This window comes from Novosphingobium sp. P6W (assembly GCF_000876675.2).
Lineage (GTDB): Bacteria > Pseudomonadota > Alphaproteobacteria > Sphingomonadales > Sphingomonadaceae > Novosphingobium.
The window spans coordinates 443,818-462,837 of record NZ_CP030353.1; the positions used below are offsets into that span (position 1 = coordinate 443,818).

Genomic DNA, 19,020 nt, shown 5'->3' on the forward strand with positions numbered 1-19,020 from the left:
CCCCGGCCTCGCCCTAGAGCTTGAGCGTCTGCTGATCGGAACCGTCGATTCTCCCTGCGTAGCGGACCAGATCGGCAAGGCTGCTGGCGCCCATCTTGCGCATGACTTGTCCTCGCCGGACCTTGATAGTTATTTCGCTTAGGCACAATTCTGCGGCGATCTGCTTGTTGAGCAGGCCCGTCACTACCAGATCCATCACCGCCTTTTCGCCGTCGTTCAAGGTTGCATGGCGCTCCAGTAACACAGAGCGAACCTCTGCCCCCTGACGCGATGCTTTGTCCCGCAGCAAACCTTGCTCAATCGCATCGAGAAGGTCCTGGTCGCGAAATGGCTTTGTGAGGAATTCGACGGCGCCGGCTTTCATCGCGCGAACGGACATTGGAATGTCTCCATGTCCAGTGATGAAAACCGTCGGCATCACGATGCCCTGGGCTGCCATCTCATCCTGGAAGTCCAGCCCGCTCAGACCGGGCATGCGGACGTCCAGCACGAGGCAAGAAGTGAGGTTGGGGCGATCGAACGTCATGAAATGCATCGCCGAAGGGAAGCTCAGCGCATTCAGGCCGACCGATGCAAGCAGGTCAGCCAAACCGGCCCGTACCGATGGATCATCGTCGACAATATAGACGATCGCGTCCCGATCCTCTTTGTTTTTTGGCTCCACGCTCATCCCGAAGCCCCCATACGGCCTGGCAGGCTGAAGTAAAATTTGGCACCGCCTTGCGGATCGGGTTCGGCCCAAATGCGGCCAGTATGCGATTCGACGATAGACCGGCTGATTGCCAGACCCATCCCGATCCCGGCATCCTTCGTACTGTAGAAGGGGTCGAACATGTGCTCGATCAGATGTGGAGCAACGCCATGCCCCGTATCCCCGACGGTAAACAGCACCATATTGCCGGGCTGCAGGGCGACCGCAATGAAGACGTTTCGGCCACGCCCTCCTGAACCCGACATGGCTTCCAACGCGTTCAGGATGAGGTTGATGAGCACTTGTTGGATCTGGACGGCGTCGGCGAACACCTGGGTTGGACCTACGTCGGGCTCCCTAATCACGCTGACAGCGCTGCGGTCCAACTCCCGTCTGCATAACGCGATCACCTCTGTCACCAGTGTATCCGCGTTGATCCATTCCACCTTCGGGGCGCCGCGCTTCGAGAGATTACGAACGCGATCGACAATCCCACTTGCCCGGTTGGCATCACCAATCATGCGCTCCAATGCTTGTTGAGCCTTGGCGATGTTAGGAGGGTCGATAGCTAGCCAGTTGCGACACGCCCCGGCGCTCGAGACGATACCGGTCAGAGGCTGATTGACCTCGTGGGCGATGGATGTGGCCATCTCCCCCAAGGTATTCACGCGCGACAAACGGGTAAGTTGCGCTTTCGCCTCATGCTCGGCCAGCAACGCCGACGATCGCTGCAACGCCAGATACGCCGTTGCCGCGATTGCACAGATACTAAGGACGCAGTTGATCGTTCCGGCCTGATATATCCCCTCACGTGGCAGCATGAAACTCCCCAAGGCTAGGCAGGCGCATAGGCAAGAAATCCCAAGGACACCGACTTTCCCAAGAAACTCGGCGGAGATGAGAACCGGAGCGACGTAGAAAACGGCCACAGCGATCTCGTAATTGGTGAGCGTATCAGCGATGAATATCGCTCCTATCGCTATCCCCAGAAGCACCCATCGAATGGCGCTCCCGCTTCTGTGCCCGCGGGATTGCGACGATAAAATGTGGGCCTGCGACAAGGTCATGCCAAGCTCCATATCGGTTTCACCGACAGTAGCATGACGAGCAATTATGGGTGACTTCTTAATCACCGAACTTTGGTCGAAAATTGGCCAGCGCCGTTGGTGCGAAACCAGGGCCCGGCGCTCGTCATTCTCGATCGCAGCCAAAGCATAAAACGGCACTCCCCAGAAAAGACGGCGAACTGCATTATCGCACCTGTCGAGCAAGCGATCAATTCAATTGAAATATACTTTCGTATATCGCCGATACACAAAGGCCTGCTAGATTATATCAGAAATACGTAACATAGATGAAATACCGACAGATCGGCTTAGTGCCAAATTCTCATAGCGTGAGCGACAAATCGGCACGCGATATTTTGGCGGATTGAGGAAGGTCGCCCGCAGTATAAAGCGAGAATCATTAGAAGATATCTTGCTCCTGCGGATCATCAGGAGAGAATGATGCCGCGCTATTACTTTAATGTGGTTGACGGTCAAATCCACCCGGATATCTGCGGCATGACGCTGGATGATCCCAAAGCCGCTCAGTTAGAGGCTATTCAGTTTACTGGTGACATGCTGGTTCAAGCTCCGGATGATTTCTGTACCGGCAAACACTGGCGGCTGAAAGTCATTGACGAAACAGATCAATTGATTTTCGAAATCAATGTCCATTCTAAATCCGACAGCGCTAACATCAATTAGCGGATAGCCGTGACGATGGTCAACATCTGACGTGATTGTGAGATCAAATGGATATTGATTATCGAGCGTTCAGCTGGGGAATAAAGGCAGCTCATGCTGGCCTTTTACATACCGACAATCCCTACTCAAGCTCAGACAAACGGAAATCATGGACGGCGGGATTTCAATTAGCCAAAGAAACCTCGAAGCCCAACATTCATTGAGATATTTACTATTTCCAAGCTATGGATCACGACCAGCCACACCAAGATGACCTCGTTGGGCTCAGCATCGTCCACAGAATCTGCGTGGGCACGAGCGAGGCGCCCTCGGGCAGCACGCCGCTGCTTGGTGCGCTCCAATCGAACGACGGCACTCGGCGAAATCGGCCATTCATTGCACGGGGCACGAACGGCCGTACGTGGTCGCGACCTGCCAGAAGCGGTCCACGTGTCCTCCGCGCGCACGGTCCTCAGGTGAGGTACGCAGTGGCGCCCTCCCCTTCGCTGTCGCCCTTGCTACGCGCGACGGTCAGCAACCGGGCACCGAGCTTGCCGGTTCCGCCGGTCAATTCCACGCCATTTTTCGGATCGGCCTCCCTCCAGCATCGGCCCTTCGTTTGCCGAGCATTCTGAGCGTGGCTCGTGCACCAATCTTGAAAGAATATAGGAAAGTACTTGCTAATGCGATCCACTCTCATTAGCGGACGCGCTGAAGAGGAAATTGGGGCTCGCAACGCCAACCGGCACGCGCCTTTTTCGGAGAGCACACCGCTTTTCGCGAATAGGGGTCAACCAAATAGTGCCACGCAGCTTTTCGCCGTCTCGCGCGCATTCCCTTGCGTCTTGCGTAGCCGCAATCCCGCTGATGATTGGCGTTGCCGCCCCCGCCTCTGCAGATGAGGCACCTGGCGCCGATGATGTCGGAGAAAGCATCGTCGTAACCGCGCGGGCGCAGAAACTCTATCGCGTGACCAATACAGAGATCGGAAAGATCGCTGCCGATCCCATGGACGTGCCGCAGTCGGTGCAGGTCATCAACAGTGAGATGATCGAGGACCAGGGCGCGCGCGACATCCGCGATCTGTATCGCAACGTGCCCGGCGTGAGCGCCGACAATTACGCAACCGTCACCTATCGCGGCTTCAGCCAGGACGTGACTTATTACGACGGGCTTCGCGGCGATCCGTTCCAGACGTTTTCGGTGCCCCAGCTTTTCACCATCGAGCGGGTGGAGTTCCTCAAGGGACCGGCCGGAATGCTCTACGGTTCGGGCTCTCCAGGCGGCACGATCAACTATGTTACCAAGAAGCCTGGCGACGTGTTCGGCGGAAACGTGCGCGTCATCGGCGGCGGGCGCAACCGCTACGGCGGGTCGGCCGACGTGACGGGGCCGCTTGATGCAGCGGGCAACATCACCGCCCGCGCAGGCCTGTTCTACGAGGACATGGACAGCTATCGTGACAAGGCCAGCAGCCGTACTTTCGTGGGCGATGCCGGCTTGGCCGTGAAGCTCGCTCCGGACACCAAGCTGACGGTGCAGCTGACCGACTACGACCAGACCCTGCCGGGCAATCGTCTGCGCGGCATTCCCATCGATGCCGATGGCAATTTCTACGCCAAGCGCAGCTGGAACCACAACGACCCGGATGCTTACATCCGCTACAATGGCCTCGTTACCCAGGCCCGGCTCGACAGCAAGCTGACCGATGCGCTTTCGTTCAATGCCGCTGCCCGTTGGTTCAAGTATGACGAGGACCAGAAGTACCACGAGCCGGTCGCCCTGCGCGATACCGACGCCGATGGCGTCTACGACACCATCACCCGCGAGTACCGCGACCAGAAGCGCAAGGTGGAAGGGCTTTCGTTCGGCGCCAACCTCGTCGCCAAGGTGTCGACCGGCTCGATCGACCACACCATCCTGCTGGGGGGTGACTGGTATCGCGAGGATTCCAGCGGCACCAATTACGCCACCCGCAGCGTTCCCACCCGCTCGCTGATCGACCCTGACTACACGACGGACAGCCGCCCCGATCTGTCGAACGTCACCCCGTCCTACTCGGACGCGCGGGCGCTGCGCCGCGGTGTTTACCTGCAGGAGCAGATGGGACTTGGCGAGCATGTGATCCTGGTCGCAGGTCTTCGCCGCGACTGGTTCGACGATGCCGACTATATCGAAGGCGCAGATGCCAGCGCGGCGGCGACGACCTGGCGCGCTGGCGCGATCTACTAGCCGCGCAAGGACGTCTCGCTTTACGTCAGCTGGTCCGAGGCGTTCGAGCCCCAGAGCGTGACCGACCAATCGCCGCTGGCGGGCGGTCCCTTTGCACCCGAGACCGGCAGCCAGTGGGAAGTGGGCGCCAAGACCGACCTGATGGACGGACGGGTCCAGGCGACGTTGGCCGCCTATCGCATCGTGCGGCGAAACGTCCTGCAGATCGACGACAGCCAGGATGCCGTGAATGGCACAGACCAGCTTGCTCCGATCGGCGAAGTTACGAGCAAGGGTGTCGAGGCGACGCTGACCGCCGACATCACCAAGGACTGGCTCGTCTCAGCCAACTACGCCTACAACGACACCCGCGTGACCGGCTCGATCGAAGGACAGTCGGTGGACCGCTCCGTCGGCGGCCGCTTCCCCAATGCGCCGCAGAACAAGGCGGGGTTCTGGACCCGCTATCAGGTTGCCGCCATCGACACCGCGTTCTCGATCGGCGGCCAGTACGTGTCCTCGCAGATCGACCGCGGCGGCGACCGGCTGAAGCCCTTCACGGTGTTCGACGCCACCATTTCGCGCGATTTCGGGATTTTCGATGCCAAGTTCCGCATCGAGAACATCTTCGACAAGTTCTATGCGGTTTCCGGTTTCACTGGCCCCAAGGGCGCCTACATCGGCAACGCACGGAGCTGGTTCATCGAGCTGCGCCGAAGATTTTGAGGCTCATCAAAAAGCGAGCTTATTATGCATCTGCCCAGTGCCGCGCAGTATGAACGGTCCGCCCTGATTATGGACATTCCAGGGCCAAAATGAGGCGCCCGATTCCGGCCCTTCGTTCATCGCCTTGAAGTGGGACTGACCCGCCGTTCCCGACCGCGGCGGCGAACGACAGCTTGCGACAGGAGCGGACCTTCAAGCATTCGTCGTTTCCGAAGTGCCGAACAACTAAGCTTGTCCGCTTGTTGGCCGACCGCTTTCGGGGGAGTTGAGCAGGGCTAGCTGCCCATCATCCCTGCGCTACCCACAGCTTCTATGAATGTCGCCGCTACTAAGCCAAAACATAAGCCAATCTGTGGGAACCGAATCCGAACTGTTAATGTATGGTCTGTGCGTCCTTCAAGCAAACTTACGCGATTAGGTTCGCTATTCTCATAACAGATGTGCATTCCGGTCCAAGTGGCGGATATATTGCACGCGGCGTTCATCGCGTGCTCATCTGCTCCGAGCGGCGCGCCGCCTCCGCGGACTCGTAGGACCTGGCCTTAAACTCCATGCCGGTGAACAGTTCGGCCCGGACTTCCTTGGACTTCGCTGGGTCTCTCATCTCTTTCACCTTTTCCAGGAGCTTGCCCTCGATTGTGCCACCTTGGGTCGCGGCGTTGTCCTTCTCCATGTAGATGTATACTTCTTTGTGCGTGGCGCCGTGAGCTTTCAGGGTTAGCGGGAATAGGAGGCCAATGACACGACCTTGTGCGTCACGCTTCGGTTCGCCGCGAGACGGATCGATCGACGCCGCCGCATTCGACCAGCCGCCCGGCGGCTCATCCGGCGGCCAACCTCCGCCACGGAAGCCCGCCCTCGCGAAGTTGTTCATCAATCCATAGGTCATTGCTTTTTGTTTGTTCCATGGTTGATCAAGTGTGATATCGTATTTCTTGCTTGACGCGACAGCACACCTCGTTTTGTTATACCGATTTTCATCGGCACCAATCAGAAATGAGTTAAATAGATTGTTGCGTAGTGGTAGTCGGTCATACTTACGGTCGATCTCGCCTCGGGTCATTTGACCAGAGCTGGTCAATGCAAACTTGTCGTTCGTCGTTCGCATATTCGTCGTGATCACTGCGAACGGCACGTTTGCGATCTTCAGGCCCTCGACCACGCCGGCAGTATGCGCTGCGCCGATGATCATCACGACGGGACCGGGGCCGCCGCCCGCAGCCTGAACTGCTTGCTCGACCATAATCTGCGTGGATGCTGCCCGCGATTCGAGGAAATTGAGGTGTCCTTCCAAGCCCGTCTTGATTTCTCCGCCAACTTGCTCGGGAAGCTGTTCGGCGAACTCGACCAACGCTTTGAGATCGGCGATATTTTCCTCGATTTGGGCGTCATCTGCCTGCCGGTCTGTGGCGTTGACACGACAGCTACGACTGAAGGCGCCGCGAAAGCGGCTCCCTTCGGGCACCAGATCGGCAAGGATAGCGTTACGCTTTGCAATGAAGCTCATCGCCTGCGCTGAAGATGCCGAACATTCGCGCGCCCCGGGTTTGGCAAAGCTAGCTGCAATTCGCTCCGCCTCGCCTTCGAACCGGCCCAGCCGTGCCTTGAGGTTGTCGCTTCGCGCCCGGACTTCCGCCATTGCCTCCTCGTCGCCCTGCGCGTCGACCAGCGCATCGAAGCTTGCGAGTTGGGCGATCGCGCCACACAGGTCCGATTTCGGATCGTCGACATTATAGCTCGCATCGTTCTCGCCCGGGATCAGCGGTACGCCATAGCCTGCGGCCATGAACTCGGCGCTACTAATATCGCCCTCGGCGAGCATGCCGAACGCGACATCAGGGGAGAAGCGATCGAACTTTGGTATCTCAGTTGCCCCTTCCAGCACGATGCCGCCGATCGGTTGGTGCGACTGCAGGCGAACCATGAACAGCGCTTGTTCTAGCTGCTCGCCCACGACGGCGTGGTTCTCCGGCAGCACAAAGATAGGCGCGGTTCCTTCCACCGCGATATTCTCGCCAAGCGCGGCGGCATCGGCGAGCAGCGGCTTTGCGATCGCGGCGGGATCGATCCTCGTAGCGACCGCAGGGGTGACATCGTTCTCCCCCGCTGGCTTGCCATCACAGCTGGCGAGGGCCAGCGGCATAAGGACTAGCGACATAAGCGCTAGCGAGAATAGTCCTTTAGGCATCTCCCCTCCTTCTTACTCAGCTATGCGGTCGCCAGCGCCTCCTCCGCACCACTTCGAGCAAAATCGTCGTCCTCGGTCCTGATCGCTATACGCAGCATATTTCCGACGCGCGGCCCACCAATCGCTCCCAGGGTGTGATAGACCCAGTAGCGCGAAACGGGATCCTCGCTGAACTCACGCACCTTGCGCATCAGGAACACTATCGCCTGATCCCGCTCCAGATCGCCAGCGATCGCAGCCAGCAAGCTAGACAGCTCAGGCTGGCCGAACGCGAGCGGAGCCCTGCTCACTCGTGCGAATTCGGGCCGATCGAGCAGCAGCGCGAAGGGCAGCATGAAGCCGACCCTGGGATCGATGGTGGGGTGCTTCGCGCTACCTGTCACGATGCCGACCACTGCTCTCGCGATCCGGTCCCACACGGGACCTCCGCTGTACCCCCCCTTGACAGCGAAGCCGCCAAGATCGGCGTTCAGTTGTACCATCCCGAGGCTGTTGGCCACGCCGATCACTCCGTGTGCGATGTTGCCTGGCAGATCGTAGCCGATCGGAAAACCGAAGGCGTCGAAGCGGTGGCCGCTACTCAACCGATCGGACAGCCGAAAAGCGATTTCGTGGTCGAGCGGTTCGTCCAGCCGCAGCAGCGCAAAGTCGTCCGTCGGCACGCGCGGATCGCCCATCGCGACGAGCGTGGCGGCGCGGGGACGGCCAGGCTCGGCCGCGCGGCTGACCATGATCCGATCGCCGGGAACTGGGTTGACGGTTTGCGTCCCGAGAACCGGCTTGTCGGGATTGGCTCTGGCTTCGAGGACATGGGCGCAACTCACGATGTGGCGCGTGTCTAGTGCGACCGCGGACCCGACCACGCCATCCCCCGCATGCGCCTTAACGCGCAGGGTGAGGTCACGCAGCTGGGACACGGGAATACTTGAGCACGACCGAGACATTGCCCTCGGTGCTTCCCTTAGCCACAACAATATTTCCTTCGATGCCGAACTTAAGCCCGACGGTGACCTGAATGTCGGGCGCGTTGCCCACTGACTGCCGGAAACCGGCCACCAGCGAGTCGACCATCGACAGCACAGGTTTCAGCGACGAGCCCAGCTCACCTAAGCGCCTTGCGGCGAAACCATCGGCATTCGCTTCGCCATAGCCTTCCGCCACAATCGTCGAATCCACCTCGATCTCGACTGGCGAGCCATCGGGCGCGATGTAAGTGGCGATCAGCGACATTCCGCGATTCTCCTGGAGCTGACAAGCTATCACACGATCAACTTCTCTACTAGTTATTAATACTTCAGCTAGCCATTTTTTTACGCTCCAACATTTTCAGACAACTTAATCGGCGCTGCGCAGCGGCGAGTGTCGGCATTCCGCCCCCGGTTGAGCGACATCGAAAAACAGTAACCGAGGCGAGCAGTCTTCGACCGCCCATTAGTAAATGAACGGCAGGTGGCGGCAGAAGTGGTCGTCCGTGAACAGCGAGGGCATTCCCTGAACTTGGCCCCCGAACAACCGCGCCTACGACTAACGATGGGCGCGCTGCTGGCGGACCGCTTACTGGAACCAAAATGACGGGTTCCAGCAGGAGCGGCTGTTCGCATGCTCGCCGGGGAACGACTGGACCTGGTCGCGACCTGCCGGGTTTGCGGACCGTCCGCACTTGGGGATCAAAAATCGACGGTTGAGAGTCCGCAAAGGGTCGGTTTCACGATGCGCGCAACGCCTTGGGTTGGGACTTTGCTGTCATTCCCTAAACCGTTACCGAACGGCATATTGTGACGAAACCGATCGCTCGCTGTTTTCCTAACATTCCTACCAAACAATTGAGGGCGTGAAGGCAGGAACAAACTTTCAGCCAGACTGGAGATTAGGACGAGAGGCTGCGGAGGCAAAGAGTTTAGTTGACCGTTCACTCCGCTCGGCCTTCTCCACCCGGTCGGCTCCAGCGATTCCAACGAGAAATCTCTTCAACGGCCTCAGGTTAAGTCGATACTACTCAGGCTCGCTAGTTCTGATTGCTCACACCGCGAATTTTTGGGCTTGAAAACTGCATTCAGTTTTCCGATGATTAGCTTGCACCCCAGCCATAAGGCTGGAACCACGTTCCAGAACGTTGGTCGGCGAAGCTGCACTGAATTCCTCCAACAGAAATGACCTCATCATGGGCAGGCGCCTGACGCTCTACATTTTGGCCGGCATGGTCCTCGGCATCGCGGTCGGTTACGTGCTCCATGCATACATTCCGGCGGGCGACCCGCACCTCAATGAATGGGCTGGCTACTTCCGCCTGCTGCCCGACGTGTTCCTGCGGCTCATCAAGATGATCCTCGCCCCGCTGGTCTTCGCGACCATCGTCAGTGGCATCGCCAGCATGGGCGACAGTGCCACGTTGGGCCGCATCGGCGGCAAGGCGCTGTGTTGGTTCATCACCGCCAGCCTGTGCTCGCTAGGCCTCGGCCTCGTCCTCGTTAACCTGTTCAAGCCGGGCGTCGGCGTAGGCCTGGACACCACCGAGAACCTCGGCGACCTGCCGACCGGCGAGCTGACGCTCCACCACTTCATCCTAGAAATCTTCCCGGCCAGCCCGCTGGCGGCGATGGCCGAGAACAACATCCTGCAGATCCTCGTCTTCTCGGTCTTCGTCGGCGTCGGCCTCACCGCAATCGGGGAGCGCGGCGCGCCGATCGTGCGCGCCACCGAGGCTTTGTCGGAACTGATGCTGCAGATCACCGGCTGCGTGATGCGCTTCGCGCCCTTCGCGGTGTTCGGCGCGATTGCCGCCGTCATCGGTACGCAGGGCGTCGGCATTATCGTGACCTACGGAGTGCTGGTCTGCGAGTTTTATCTTGCGATGGGCTTGCTGTGGGTGCTGCTGTTCTGCGCGGGCGGCCTGTTTCTGGGCAAGCGTGTCATCACGCTGTTCCGCTACATTCGCGAGCCGGTGCTGCTTTCGTTCTCGACCGCCTCCTCGGAAGCGAGCCTGCCCAAGCTGTTCGAGCAGCTCGATCGCTTCGGCGTGCCGCGCCGAATCTCCGGCTTCATCCTGCCGCTGGGCTACAGTTTCAATCTTGACGGCTCGATGATCTACATGACCTTCGCGTCCATGTTCATCGCGCAGGCCTACGGCATCCATGTACCGCTGATGACGCAGATATTGATGCTTCTGACACTGATGGTCAGTTCCAAGGGCATTGCCGGGGTCCCGCGCGCCAGCCTTGTGGTGATTGCAGCAACGCTTGCCCAGTTTGGCCTGCCGGTGGAAGGAATCGCCCTGCTGCTGGGTGTGGACACCTTCCTTGACATGGGCCGCTCGGCCACCAACGTTGTGGGCAACGCCGTCGCCACTGCTGTCATCACTCGCTCTGAAGGGATGCTCCAGCCGTCGGCGGATTTGGACGCTGAAATGTCGCACTTGCCGGACAATACGGCGATGCACGGGCGCCGCTGACGGGATATCTATCAGCGCAATACGAGACGTAACGCGGGATTACCCTTGCAACAACGCGGCGAAAGTGTATTCTGAATTTAGTTTTGGAGAATGCTACGGTAGATGACGCAAGATCCTTCCCCGCAGACAGGTACTCTGCTCGATATCGTAGATTCGGACGTGTACACCGCGATCCTCGGACGCATCAAACGTGGAGAGATCGCGGCCGACGAGCGGATCGTGGATTCGCGACTGGCCACGGAATTCAGACTTTCGCGCATGCCAGTCAGGCAGGCGCTTCTTCGCCTTGTTCACGAAGGTTATCTCGCAGGCACCACTCGGGGCTTCATTTTGCCCAAGTTGACGTATGAGGACATCGAAGAAATCTTCGAGGTGCGTATGTTGCTCGAACCGCGCGCTGCCGCCTCGGCTTCCCGGGTGCTGGACGAAGCTCGGATCGATGCGCTCCGCTCTGCCTTGACCAGTGCGCGGCACGCCGTCGCCGATGTCCGCCTCGGCGACATGATGGTGGCGAACGATCAATTCAGGCAGATCTGGCTTGACGCCGTGCCGAACCGGCGCTTGGCAGCGGCGATCAGCCGCTTCGTTGACCATGTCCAGATCGTCCGCAAAGCGACGATCATCGATGCTGCGACCCAACATGTCGTGCTGGATCTGCTGTCGCGAATGCTGGACGGGTTCGAAAGGCGCGATGCCCTGGCCGTTCAGGATGCGACTCTGCAGTTCGTAGTGCGCGCACGCGACAGCTTCACTGCTGCCACCAGTCTGGAAACCCCCCGCGCCAAATCGGCCTGAACCTGAAGATACCCAAAAATCTCACGGCGGCCGTTATAACGCTTTAAGTTTAAAATGAATGCAATTCCCGTAACCGGGTTTGGAATACCGGGGAAATCTGGGTTGGGCGCGGCATGGCGTCCAATGACCCTCGCAAGGACCACGAGACCAATTTATGATCGAAGTATCCGCGCCGACCTCTTCCAGTACGGGCGATCCGATGTCCAACCGTGATGAGACCGCACTTGGTGAGAATGCCCATGGCACGATTTTTGGCAACTTTCGCAGTGCTGCGGAGCGTTGGCCGAAGCACGCGTTCCTGCATACTCCCGCCGAAGCACTGGCCGGTGAAGCGGAGATTGCGCTGACGTTCGAAGAAGCCATGGCAGACGTCCAGGCGCTGCAGGCCCGCTATGCGGAGGCTGGTTTTGGGCATGGCCACCGCGCAGGGCTGGCATTGGATAACCATCCGGAATTCTTCCTGCATTTCCTTGCGCTCAACGCGCTGGGCGTGAGCATCGCCCCCCTCAACCTCGCGATGAGCGATAGTGAGCTGCAGCAGACCGTCAGCCTGGCGGAACTTGACCTGATGGTATGCCGGGAGCGCTACACGGAGCGTCTGGCCGGCCTGACCCCCACCACCATGCCGCTCGTCAGCGCGGCGGACACGACCGTTGCGCCCGCAGGCCGTCCTGCGCTGCCGGGAATCCCGCACGCCGAGAGCGAGGCTGCGATGATCTTTACGTCCGGCACTACCGGCACGCCCAAGGGCTGCGTACTTTCCAACGCCTACTTCACCCGGATCGGCGCATTCTACACCGAACTGGGGGGCTACTGCGCGTTCCGCCCCGGCGCCGATCGCATCCTGACGCCCCTGCCCGTCACGCACATGAACGCACTTGCCTGCTCGTTCATGGCGGCGATATTCAGCGGCGGCTGCCTGATCCAGCTAGACCGGTTCCATGCCTCGACCTGGTGGCGAACAGTGCGCGAGACCCGCGCGACTATCGTGCATTACCTTGGTGTGATGCCTGCCATCTTGCTCCAGCGCGACGACGAGCCTGCAGCGTGGGAGGGGCACAGCATCCGTTTCGCTTTTGGGGCGGGTGTTGACCCGCGCCACCATGCGATCTTCGAAGAACGCTATGGTTTCCCGCTGATCGAGGCCTGGGCGATGAGCGAAACCGGAGCCGGCGCATGGATCACTGCCAGTGAGGAACCCCGCCATGTCGGTCAGCGCTGCTTCGGCAAAGCGCCCGATCACATGGAATATCGTCTGGTGGATGAGGAAGGACGCGACGTTGCGGCCGGCCGCCCGGGTGAACTGCTGGTGCGCGCGCGCGGCGACGATCCGCGGCGCCACTTCTTCTCGCGCTACCACAACGACGAGGCCGCGACCGAAGCGGCATGGGATGGAGGCTGGCTGCACACCGGCGATATTGTCCGCCGCGACGAAAAGGGAAGCCTGTTCTTCGTGGATCGCAGCAAAAATATTGTGCGCCGTAGCGGCGAGAACATCGCTGCCGTGGAAGTGGAAGGCGCCCTGATGCGGCACGATGCCGTGACCGGCTGCGCTGTCACCCCCGTGCCAGATGAGATCCGCGGCGAGGAAGTGCTGGCGTTGATCGAGACATCGGGAACCGCGGACGAGACGCTGGCCGCCGACATCGCACGTTCGTGCCTCGAAAGCCTGCAATATTTCAAGATACCGGGCTATTTGGCCTTCGTCGACGCCCTGCCCACCACAAGTTCGCAAAAGCTGCAGCGCGGGGAAATCCGCAAGCTTGGCCGGGCCATCGTGGAACAGGGCGGTGCCTTTGACCTGCGTGCTCTCAAGCGCAAGCAGGCGTGAACGCCGTGTCGACTGCCCGTGATCCGCTAGGGTACAATGATGTCGCCGTCGTCTGTCCGGTGACGGTACCCTATCAGCGTGCCAGCGAACGGCAGGCGCATTGGTTTTTCGGCCAGGCGCTGCGTGCGCTGGTCGAGGCATCGGGCGTGAGAAAGGAAGACATCGACGGGCTTGCCTGCTCTTCGTTCACTTTGGGCGCCGACACGACCATCGCCCTGACCGAGCACTTCGACATGTCGCCGCGCTGGATCGAATGGCTGCCGACCGGCGGCGCCAGCGGGGTCATGGCGCTGCGCCGCGCCGCGCGCGCGATTCAGTGCGGTGATGCATCCATTGTTGCCTGCATCGCGGCCGACACCGCCAATTCGCAGACTTTCGCGAAGCTGGTCTCCAATTTCAGCCGCTTCTCCGATGAAGCGATACTGCCGCAAGGCAAAGCAGGTCCCAACGGGGTCTTCGCGCTCATTACCGATAACTACATGCGTCGTTTCGGTGCGGTGCGCGAGGACTTCGGGCGGATCGCAGTGGCCCAGCGAGCGAACGCGGCCGACAATTCCAACGCTTTGCTGGGCGACAAGCCGCTTGACATGGAGAGCTACCTGTCCGCGCCGCCGATCGTTACGCCGATCCATAAGTTCGACTGTGTGATGCCCTGCGCCGGCGCTGAAGCGTTCCTCGTCATGAGCACTGAACGCGCGCGCGAATTAGGCCTGCGTCAGGCCCGCGTGATGGGCGCGATCGAGCGGCACAATGCCTATTTCGCCGATCCGGTTGCGATACGCGGAGGGTGGGCGGTAGATGCCGATGCCCTATGGGCGCAGGCGGGTATCACGCCGGCCGACGTCGACTGCCTCCAGACCTACGACGACTACCCGGTGATTTGCGCCATGCAGATCGAGGATCTGGGTTTTTGCGGCAAAGGTGAGGCTCCTGCTTTCCTGCGCGCACGCGATCTGAGCGTGACCGGCGACTTCCCTCACAATACCTGCGGCGGTCAGTTGTCCTGCGGTCAGGCCGGAGCGGCCGGCGGGTTCCTCCCCGTGGTCGAGGCGCTGCGTCAGGTCACCGGCCAACCGCTCGGCGCGCAAGTGCCCGGTGCACGTATCGCGCTGGCGAGCGGCTACGGCATGGTCACTTATGACCGTTGCCTTGCCACCGGAGCACTGCTGCTGGAATCCGTGCAATGAGCCTGACCCTGCAGTGCTGCCGCATATGCGGCGCCGTGCAATATCCGTTCCGCGACGTCTGCCGCGCCTGTCTGTCCGACGATCTGGAGATGCGTGTGACGCGCGTTACAGGCACTGTCGTCAGCGAAGCCGTCATCCATCGCTCACTCGATACCGCCGTGCTGTCCGAAGGACCATTGCGCCTCGGCGCGGTCGCGAGCCCGCTGGGCATCCGTGTGCTGGCCCTGCTCGCGCCTGGCGCGGGCGCCGGCATGTCCGTCGAACTCTCGCCCTGCGCAAAGTCGCCGGGCGCCATCATCGCCCATCCGGCGCAACAGGCCTGAGGACAGTACCCGTGCAGACAGCATCCAGTTCCCCGGACCAGAAGCGCACGCTGACCCGCGCGATCGCTGCCTCCGTCGTCGGCAATACGCTCGAGTGGTATGACTTCTTTCTTTACGCAACGGCCGCCGCACTGGTTTTCGGCGACCTGTTCTTTCCGGTTGGCGCGGATCCTCTCGTCAACACGTTAGTCTCCTTTGCAGGCTATGCGGTCGGCTTCGCGGCACGGCCTTTTGGCGGATTGGTCTTCGGCCACGTCGGCGACAAGTACGGCCGCAAGACCTCGTTGTTTTGGACGCTGGCGATCATGGGCCTGGCGACGTTCCTGATCGGGCTGCTCCCGACGTTCGCGCAGATCGGCATCTGGGCGCCGATCGCACTTGTCCTCCTGCGTGTCCTGCAAGGCGTCGCCGCAGGCGGTGAATGGGGCGGCGGCGTGCTGCTCATCACCGAGAATGCCCCCGCAGGACGCGAAGGCGTGTTCGGGGCGCTCAGCCAGACCGGCGTCGGCCTTGGCTTCGTCCTCTCGACTTTCGCGTTCTATCTGGCCGGTTTGCTGCCGCACGACGACTTCGTTGCCTGGGGCTGGCGCGTGCCATTTCTCATCAGCATCTCGATTTTCGCGGTCGGCCTGTTCATTCGCTTCCGTGTATCGGAAACATCGGACTTCCAGGCGGCCGAAGCACATGGCGGTCCGCAGCATGCGCCGCTTGTCGAAGTGCTCCGCCAGCACCCGCGCGAAATGATTGTGGGCATCGGCGCGCGCCTTGCGGAAACCTGCGGGTCGCATCTCTTTGTCACGTTCGCGCTGGCTTACGGCAAGGCGGTAGGCGCTGCGGTGGAAACGTTGATGCTGGGCGTCACGCTCGGCATGCTGGCGGACAGCCTGATGATGCCGGTGTTCGGCGCCCTGTCGGACCGGTTCGGTCGCCGCCCGGTTTACATGTTCGGTGTGCTCGCGATGGCGGCTTTCGCCTATCCCTTCTTCGCGATGCTGGAATCGGGCTCAAACGGGCTAGTGTTGCTGGCCTTCGTCATCGGCAATGGCCTTTGCCACGCCGCGATGGCCGGCGTGCAGCCCGCCATGTACAGCGAGATGTTCAGCGCCCGCGTGCGTTATTCCGGTCTGGCGATGGCGCATGAGGTTTCCTCGCTCATCGTCGGCTTTTCGCCCCTGATCGCGACCGCGCTCTTCGCCCATTATCGTAGTGCCATGCCGGTGGCACTGTTCCTGGGCGCCATCTGCGTCGTCTCGGCGTCGTCGCTGCTGCTTCCGCGCCGCCGCGCGCCCCTTTCCTTGTAGGAGATCATCCATGGATGTTACCCGCCGCACCCTCCTGACAGCGGCCGCGACCGGCGCCGCCGTATTATCCGTTCCCTCGCTTGCACGGCCCCGCCGCTACAAGGTCCGCCTCGGCATTCAGACCTACAGCTTCCGCGACCTGCTGCCGACGCCCGGAGACACGGTCGACAAGATGATCCAAGCCTGCAAGGATCTGGGCGTCGACATGATCGAGCTGTTCGAACCAACGGTCGAGCCGCCCGCCCTGTCCGCCCATGCGGCCTGGGCGTTCACCGGCGGCAAGCCGACCGAAGCCTCGCTCTACGGCCGCCCGCCCGAGGGAACGCGCCCGGCCGCTGTATTGCAGAGCCGCGAAGACCTGCGCAAGTATCGCCTTGCCACCCCGATCGCCCGTTTCCGCGAGATCGGTCGTCGCTTCCGCGCCGCCGGGATCGAAGTCCAGGCTTTCAATTTCGGCCTCAAGGACGATTGCACCGATGCCGAAGTCGAATGGGGCTTTGCTGCCACCAAGGCGCTGGGCACCAACCTGATGACCGCATCGACCACCCTTTCGATGCTACGCCGCACGGCGCCCTTCGCTGCCAGACATCGCACACTTCTGGGTCTTCATGGGCATTCCAACTTGCGCGACCCCAACCAGTTGGCAACTCCCGAGAGCTTCGAGCAGGGTCTGGCAATGTCGCCGTGGTATCGGCTCAATTTCGACATTGGCCATTTCGCGGCCGCCGGCTTCGACACGCTTGGGTTCCTGCACAGGCATCACGAGAACGTCTGCAGCGTTCACCTCAAGGACCGCAAGGCTAACTTCGGCATGAACATGCCCTATGGGCAAGGAGATACGCCGATCGCGGGGGTGGTGCGCACCATCACCGAGAACGGCTGGAACATCCCCATCTTCCTTGAATACGAATACGCAGGCGGACCTTCGCAAGACGAACTGCGCCGCTCGCTCGCCTACGTCCGAAAGTTTGTCGTCCGCTGACTGTCCTCCACGTCGGCAGGGCGACACCGCAGCCGGGCTCCTCCCCCGGCTGCGGCCCGGATTGAGCCGATCAAATAACGAAATCGGCTCCATATATTTATGAATTCACTTTCGGCTTGAAATGATAGCCAGTGTGAAGTACCAAAATCTGGTTACAGAGTGTTTCCCGCTCCAGAATGCGCCGAATCGGACGAGATTTTTCCGATTAGCAGCATTGGCCAGTGGGGTTTCGCTGCTCCCTGTGGCCTGATTGCACATCAGGAGAATTCAGAACATGACCATATCCATGGCATTGTTGGTGTCCGCCGCCATTGCGGCCAACCCGGCCACTCCGGCGAAACCGGCCTCTTCGGCCACTGCCACTCCGGCTATTGTCAAGCGCACTTTGGGAACCCCTGGCTTCAAGTCCGCAGCGCAGGCACTTCAAGCGGATCACGATCGCTTTGTGAACGAAATCATAGAAATCACGCAAACCCCGTCGTGGCCGTTTGGCGAAGCGAGCCGCGGCAAGCTGGTTGCTGAAATGATGCAGCAGAGCGGCTTTAGGGACGTGACGATTGACGGCATCGGCAATGTTATCGGCGTACGTCCCGGCCGCAACCGAAAGCTCCCTGCGCTGATTGTGGCGGCGCATCTCGATACCGTATTCCCGCAGGGCACCGACGTGACCGTCAAGCGTGCGGGTACCAGGCTCATGGCACCTGGTATCGGCGACGATTCCCGCGGATTGGCCACCTTGCTGGTACTGGCCCGCGCTATGGACAAGGCTGGCATCCAGACTGAGCGCGACATTCTGTTCGTCGGCAACGTGGGAGAGGAAGGCCCGGGCGACTTGCGCGGCGTACGCCACCTTTTTGAAAACGACGCGCGTGCCAAGACGGCGACTGGCTTCATCAGCATCGACAGTTCCGGGTCGGGCGGCATCGTCACGCGCGGCGTGGGCTCCAACCGCTATCACATCGTTTTCAGCGGGCCAGGTGGACACAGCTACGACAAATTCGGCATCGTCAATCCGATGGTGCCCCTCGCGAAGACCGTAGTCGGGCTCTACGGCATCGCCGTACCGAGCGAGCCAAAGGTCACCTATTCGGCCAGCATCGCCGGCGGCGGGACTTCGGTTAACACCATTCCTCCGCAGGTCTTCGTCGATGTCGACATGCGCTCCACTTCCCCGGAGGAAGTCGCTCGCGTGGACCGCGAACTGCGCGCTATCGCCCAGCATGCGGTAGACGAGGAAAACGCCGCGCGCTCTACCGAGCGCGGCAAGGTGAGCGTCGATTTCCAGGTTATCGGCATGCGCCCTGCCGGCCAGACGGACGAGACGAAGGGCCTTGCCGCCATCGCCGTCGGGGCGGCGGAAGAATTCGGGTACCAGAGCCGGTTCATCGCAGTTTCGACCGATGCCAACGTGGCGATGAGCCTGGGCATTCCGGCCATCACCATTGGTTCGGGCGGCCGCGGCGGCGCGGAACACTCGCCCGACGAGTGGATCGATGTGGAAATCGACGAAAGCGTACGCGGGTTGAAGGTGGACCTGGCAACGGTCGTGTCGGCTGCAAACGTGACAAATTAGGGACCGAGGCAGCGGCGCAACCATGCACCGGCTG

The 19,020-nt window shown here is 60.8% G+C and carries 14 protein-coding genes and 2 pseudogenes; 11 read left to right on the plus strand and 5 right to left on the minus strand.

Annotation, left to right across the window (positions count from 1 at the left end; genetic code table 11):
• Positions 1-13 precede the first annotated feature (13 nt).
• Positions 14-670 carry a response regulator transcription factor gene (locus TQ38_RS18385; RefSeq protein ID WP_043981161.1) on the minus strand — a complete coding sequence of 219 codons (657 nt, stop codon included), beginning with the start codon at positions 668-670 and terminating at the stop codon, positions 14-16.
• Entirely contained in the window at positions 667-1,902 is a 1,236-nt protein-coding gene (locus TQ38_RS18390; protein ID WP_205316167.1) for a sensor histidine kinase, read from the minus strand. Before TQ38_RS18390 ends, TQ38_RS18385 begins: the two co-directional genes overlap by 4 nt.
• A 297-nt stretch (positions 1,903-2,199) precedes the next feature.
• Here TQ38_RS18390 and TQ38_RS18395 point away from each other — a divergent pair, with 297 nt between their 5' ends.
• Positions 2,200-2,442: a hypothetical protein gene (locus tag TQ38_RS18395; RefSeq protein WP_162792289.1), complete on the plus strand. Its 243-nt coding sequence runs from the start codon at positions 2,200-2,202 to the stop codon at positions 2,440-2,442.
• A 987-nt stretch (positions 2,443-3,429) separates the two neighbouring features.
• Positions 3,430-5,358: pseudogene (locus TQ38_RS30980) on the plus strand (TonB-dependent siderophore receptor).
• A gap of 481 nt (positions 5,359-5,839) precedes the next feature.
• Here TQ38_RS30980 and TQ38_RS18410 read toward each other — a convergent pair.
• The 3 genes from TQ38_RS18410 to TQ38_RS18420 all read right to left on the minus strand — a co-directional run bounded on the left by TQ38_RS18410 (position 5,840) and on the right by TQ38_RS18420 (position 8,776).
• Positions 5,840-7,501: a hypothetical protein gene (locus TQ38_RS18410; protein WP_162792290.1), complete on the minus strand. Its 1,662-nt coding sequence runs from the start codon at positions 7,499-7,501 to the stop codon at positions 5,840-5,842.
• 65 nt (positions 7,502-7,566) lie between these two features.
• Positions 7,567-8,463, minus strand: a complete 897-nt coding sequence (locus tag TQ38_RS18415; protein WP_043981167.1) for a trypsin-like peptidase domain-containing protein — start codon at positions 8,461-8,463, stop codon at positions 7,567-7,569.
• Positions 8,447-8,776 carry a CU044_2847 family protein gene (locus TQ38_RS18420; RefSeq protein WP_043981168.1) on the minus strand — a complete coding sequence of 110 codons (330 nt, stop codon included), beginning with the start codon at positions 8,774-8,776 and terminating at the stop codon, positions 8,447-8,449. The genes TQ38_RS18415 and TQ38_RS18420 overlap by 17 nt, the downstream gene beginning before the upstream one ends.
• Positions 8,777-9,707: 931 nt before the next feature.
• On the opposite strand from TQ38_RS18420, the gene TQ38_RS18425 reads away from it, so the two are divergent.
• From TQ38_RS18425 to TQ38_RS18460, 9 genes and pseudogenes are all read left to right on the plus strand, one after another.
• Positions 9,708-10,994, plus strand: a complete 1,287-nt coding sequence (locus tag TQ38_RS18425; protein ID WP_043981208.1) for a dicarboxylate/amino acid:cation symporter — start codon at positions 9,708-9,710, stop codon at positions 10,992-10,994.
• A gap of 102 nt (positions 10,995-11,096) precedes the next feature.
• Positions 11,097-11,789 (plus strand): GntR family transcriptional regulator, encoded by a 693-nt coding sequence (locus tag TQ38_RS18430; RefSeq protein ID WP_052506073.1) that lies wholly within the window; start codon positions 11,097-11,099, stop codon positions 11,787-11,789.
• A gap of 154 nt (positions 11,790-11,943) precedes the next feature.
• Entirely contained in the window at positions 11,944-13,620 is a 1,677-nt protein-coding gene (locus TQ38_RS18435; protein ID WP_205316168.1) for an AMP-binding protein, read from the plus strand.
• A 5-nt stretch (positions 13,621-13,625) separates the two neighbouring features.
• Positions 13,626-14,807, plus strand: a complete 1,182-nt coding sequence (locus TQ38_RS18440; protein WP_043981213.1) for a thiolase family protein — start codon at positions 13,626-13,628, stop codon at positions 14,805-14,807.
• Positions 14,804-15,130: a Zn-ribbon domain-containing OB-fold protein gene (locus TQ38_RS18445; RefSeq protein WP_052506074.1), complete on the plus strand. Its 327-nt coding sequence runs from the start codon at positions 14,804-14,806 to the stop codon at positions 15,128-15,130. Before TQ38_RS18440 ends, TQ38_RS18445 begins: the two co-directional genes overlap by 4 nt.
• An 11-nt stretch (positions 15,131-15,141) precedes the next feature.
• Positions 15,142-15,834 (plus strand): annotated as a pseudogene (locus tag TQ38_RS31475) (MFS transporter); the annotation flags it as partial.
• Between the two features lie 36 nt (positions 15,835-15,870).
• Positions 15,871-16,431, plus strand: a complete 561-nt coding sequence (locus tag TQ38_RS31480) for an MFS transporter (protein ID WP_370059831.1) — start codon at positions 15,871-15,873, stop codon at positions 16,429-16,431.
• 10 nt (positions 16,432-16,441) lie between these two features.
• On the plus strand, positions 16,442-17,413 hold the full coding sequence (locus TQ38_RS18455) for a sugar phosphate isomerase/epimerase (protein ID WP_052506076.1): 972 nt from the start codon (positions 16,442-16,444) through the stop codon (positions 17,411-17,413).
• Positions 17,414-17,858: 445 nt separating this feature from the next.
• Complete coding sequence (locus TQ38_RS18460; RefSeq protein ID WP_240198137.1) at positions 17,859-18,986, plus strand: M20/M25/M40 family metallo-hydrolase; 1,128 nt, start codon at positions 17,859-17,861, stop codon at positions 18,984-18,986.
• The last annotated feature ends 34 nt before the right edge of the window (positions 18,987-19,020 follow it).

Excerpts from the sequence above, each read along its gene's own strand:
- TQ38_RS18385 (WP_043981161.1), bottom strand. The coding sequence starts at position 670 with ATGAGCGTGGAGCCAAAAAACAAAGAGGATCGGGACGCGATCGTCTAT.
- TQ38_RS18395 (WP_162792289.1), top strand. The coding sequence starts at position 2,200 with ATGCCGCGCTATTACTTTAATGTGGTTGACGGTCAAATCCACCCGGAT.
- TQ38_RS18410 (WP_162792290.1), bottom strand. The coding sequence starts at position 7,501 with ATGCCGCTGGCCCTCGCCAGCTGTGATGGCAAGCCAGCGGGGGAGAAC.
- TQ38_RS18420 (WP_043981168.1), bottom strand. The coding sequence starts at position 8,776 with ATGTCGCTGATCGCCACTTACATCGCGCCCGATGGCTCGCCAGTCGAG.
- TQ38_RS18425 (WP_043981208.1), top strand. The coding sequence starts at position 9,708 with ATGGGCAGGCGCCTGACGCTCTACATTTTGGCCGGCATGGTCCTCGGC.
- TQ38_RS18430 (WP_052506073.1), top strand. The coding sequence starts at position 11,097 with ATGACGCAAGATCCTTCCCCGCAGACAGGTACTCTGCTCGATATCGTA.
- TQ38_RS18435 (WP_205316168.1), top strand. The coding sequence starts at position 11,944 with ATGATCGAAGTATCCGCGCCGACCTCTTCCAGTACGGGCGATCCGATG.
- TQ38_RS18445 (WP_052506074.1), top strand. The coding sequence starts at position 14,804 with ATGAGCCTGACCCTGCAGTGCTGCCGCATATGCGGCGCCGTGCAATAT.
- TQ38_RS31480 (WP_370059831.1), top strand. The coding sequence starts at position 15,871 with ATGATTGTGGGCATCGGCGCGCGCCTTGCGGAAACCTGCGGGTCGCAT.
- TQ38_RS18455 (WP_052506076.1), top strand. The coding sequence starts at position 16,442 with ATGGATGTTACCCGCCGCACCCTCCTGACAGCGGCCGCGACCGGCGCC.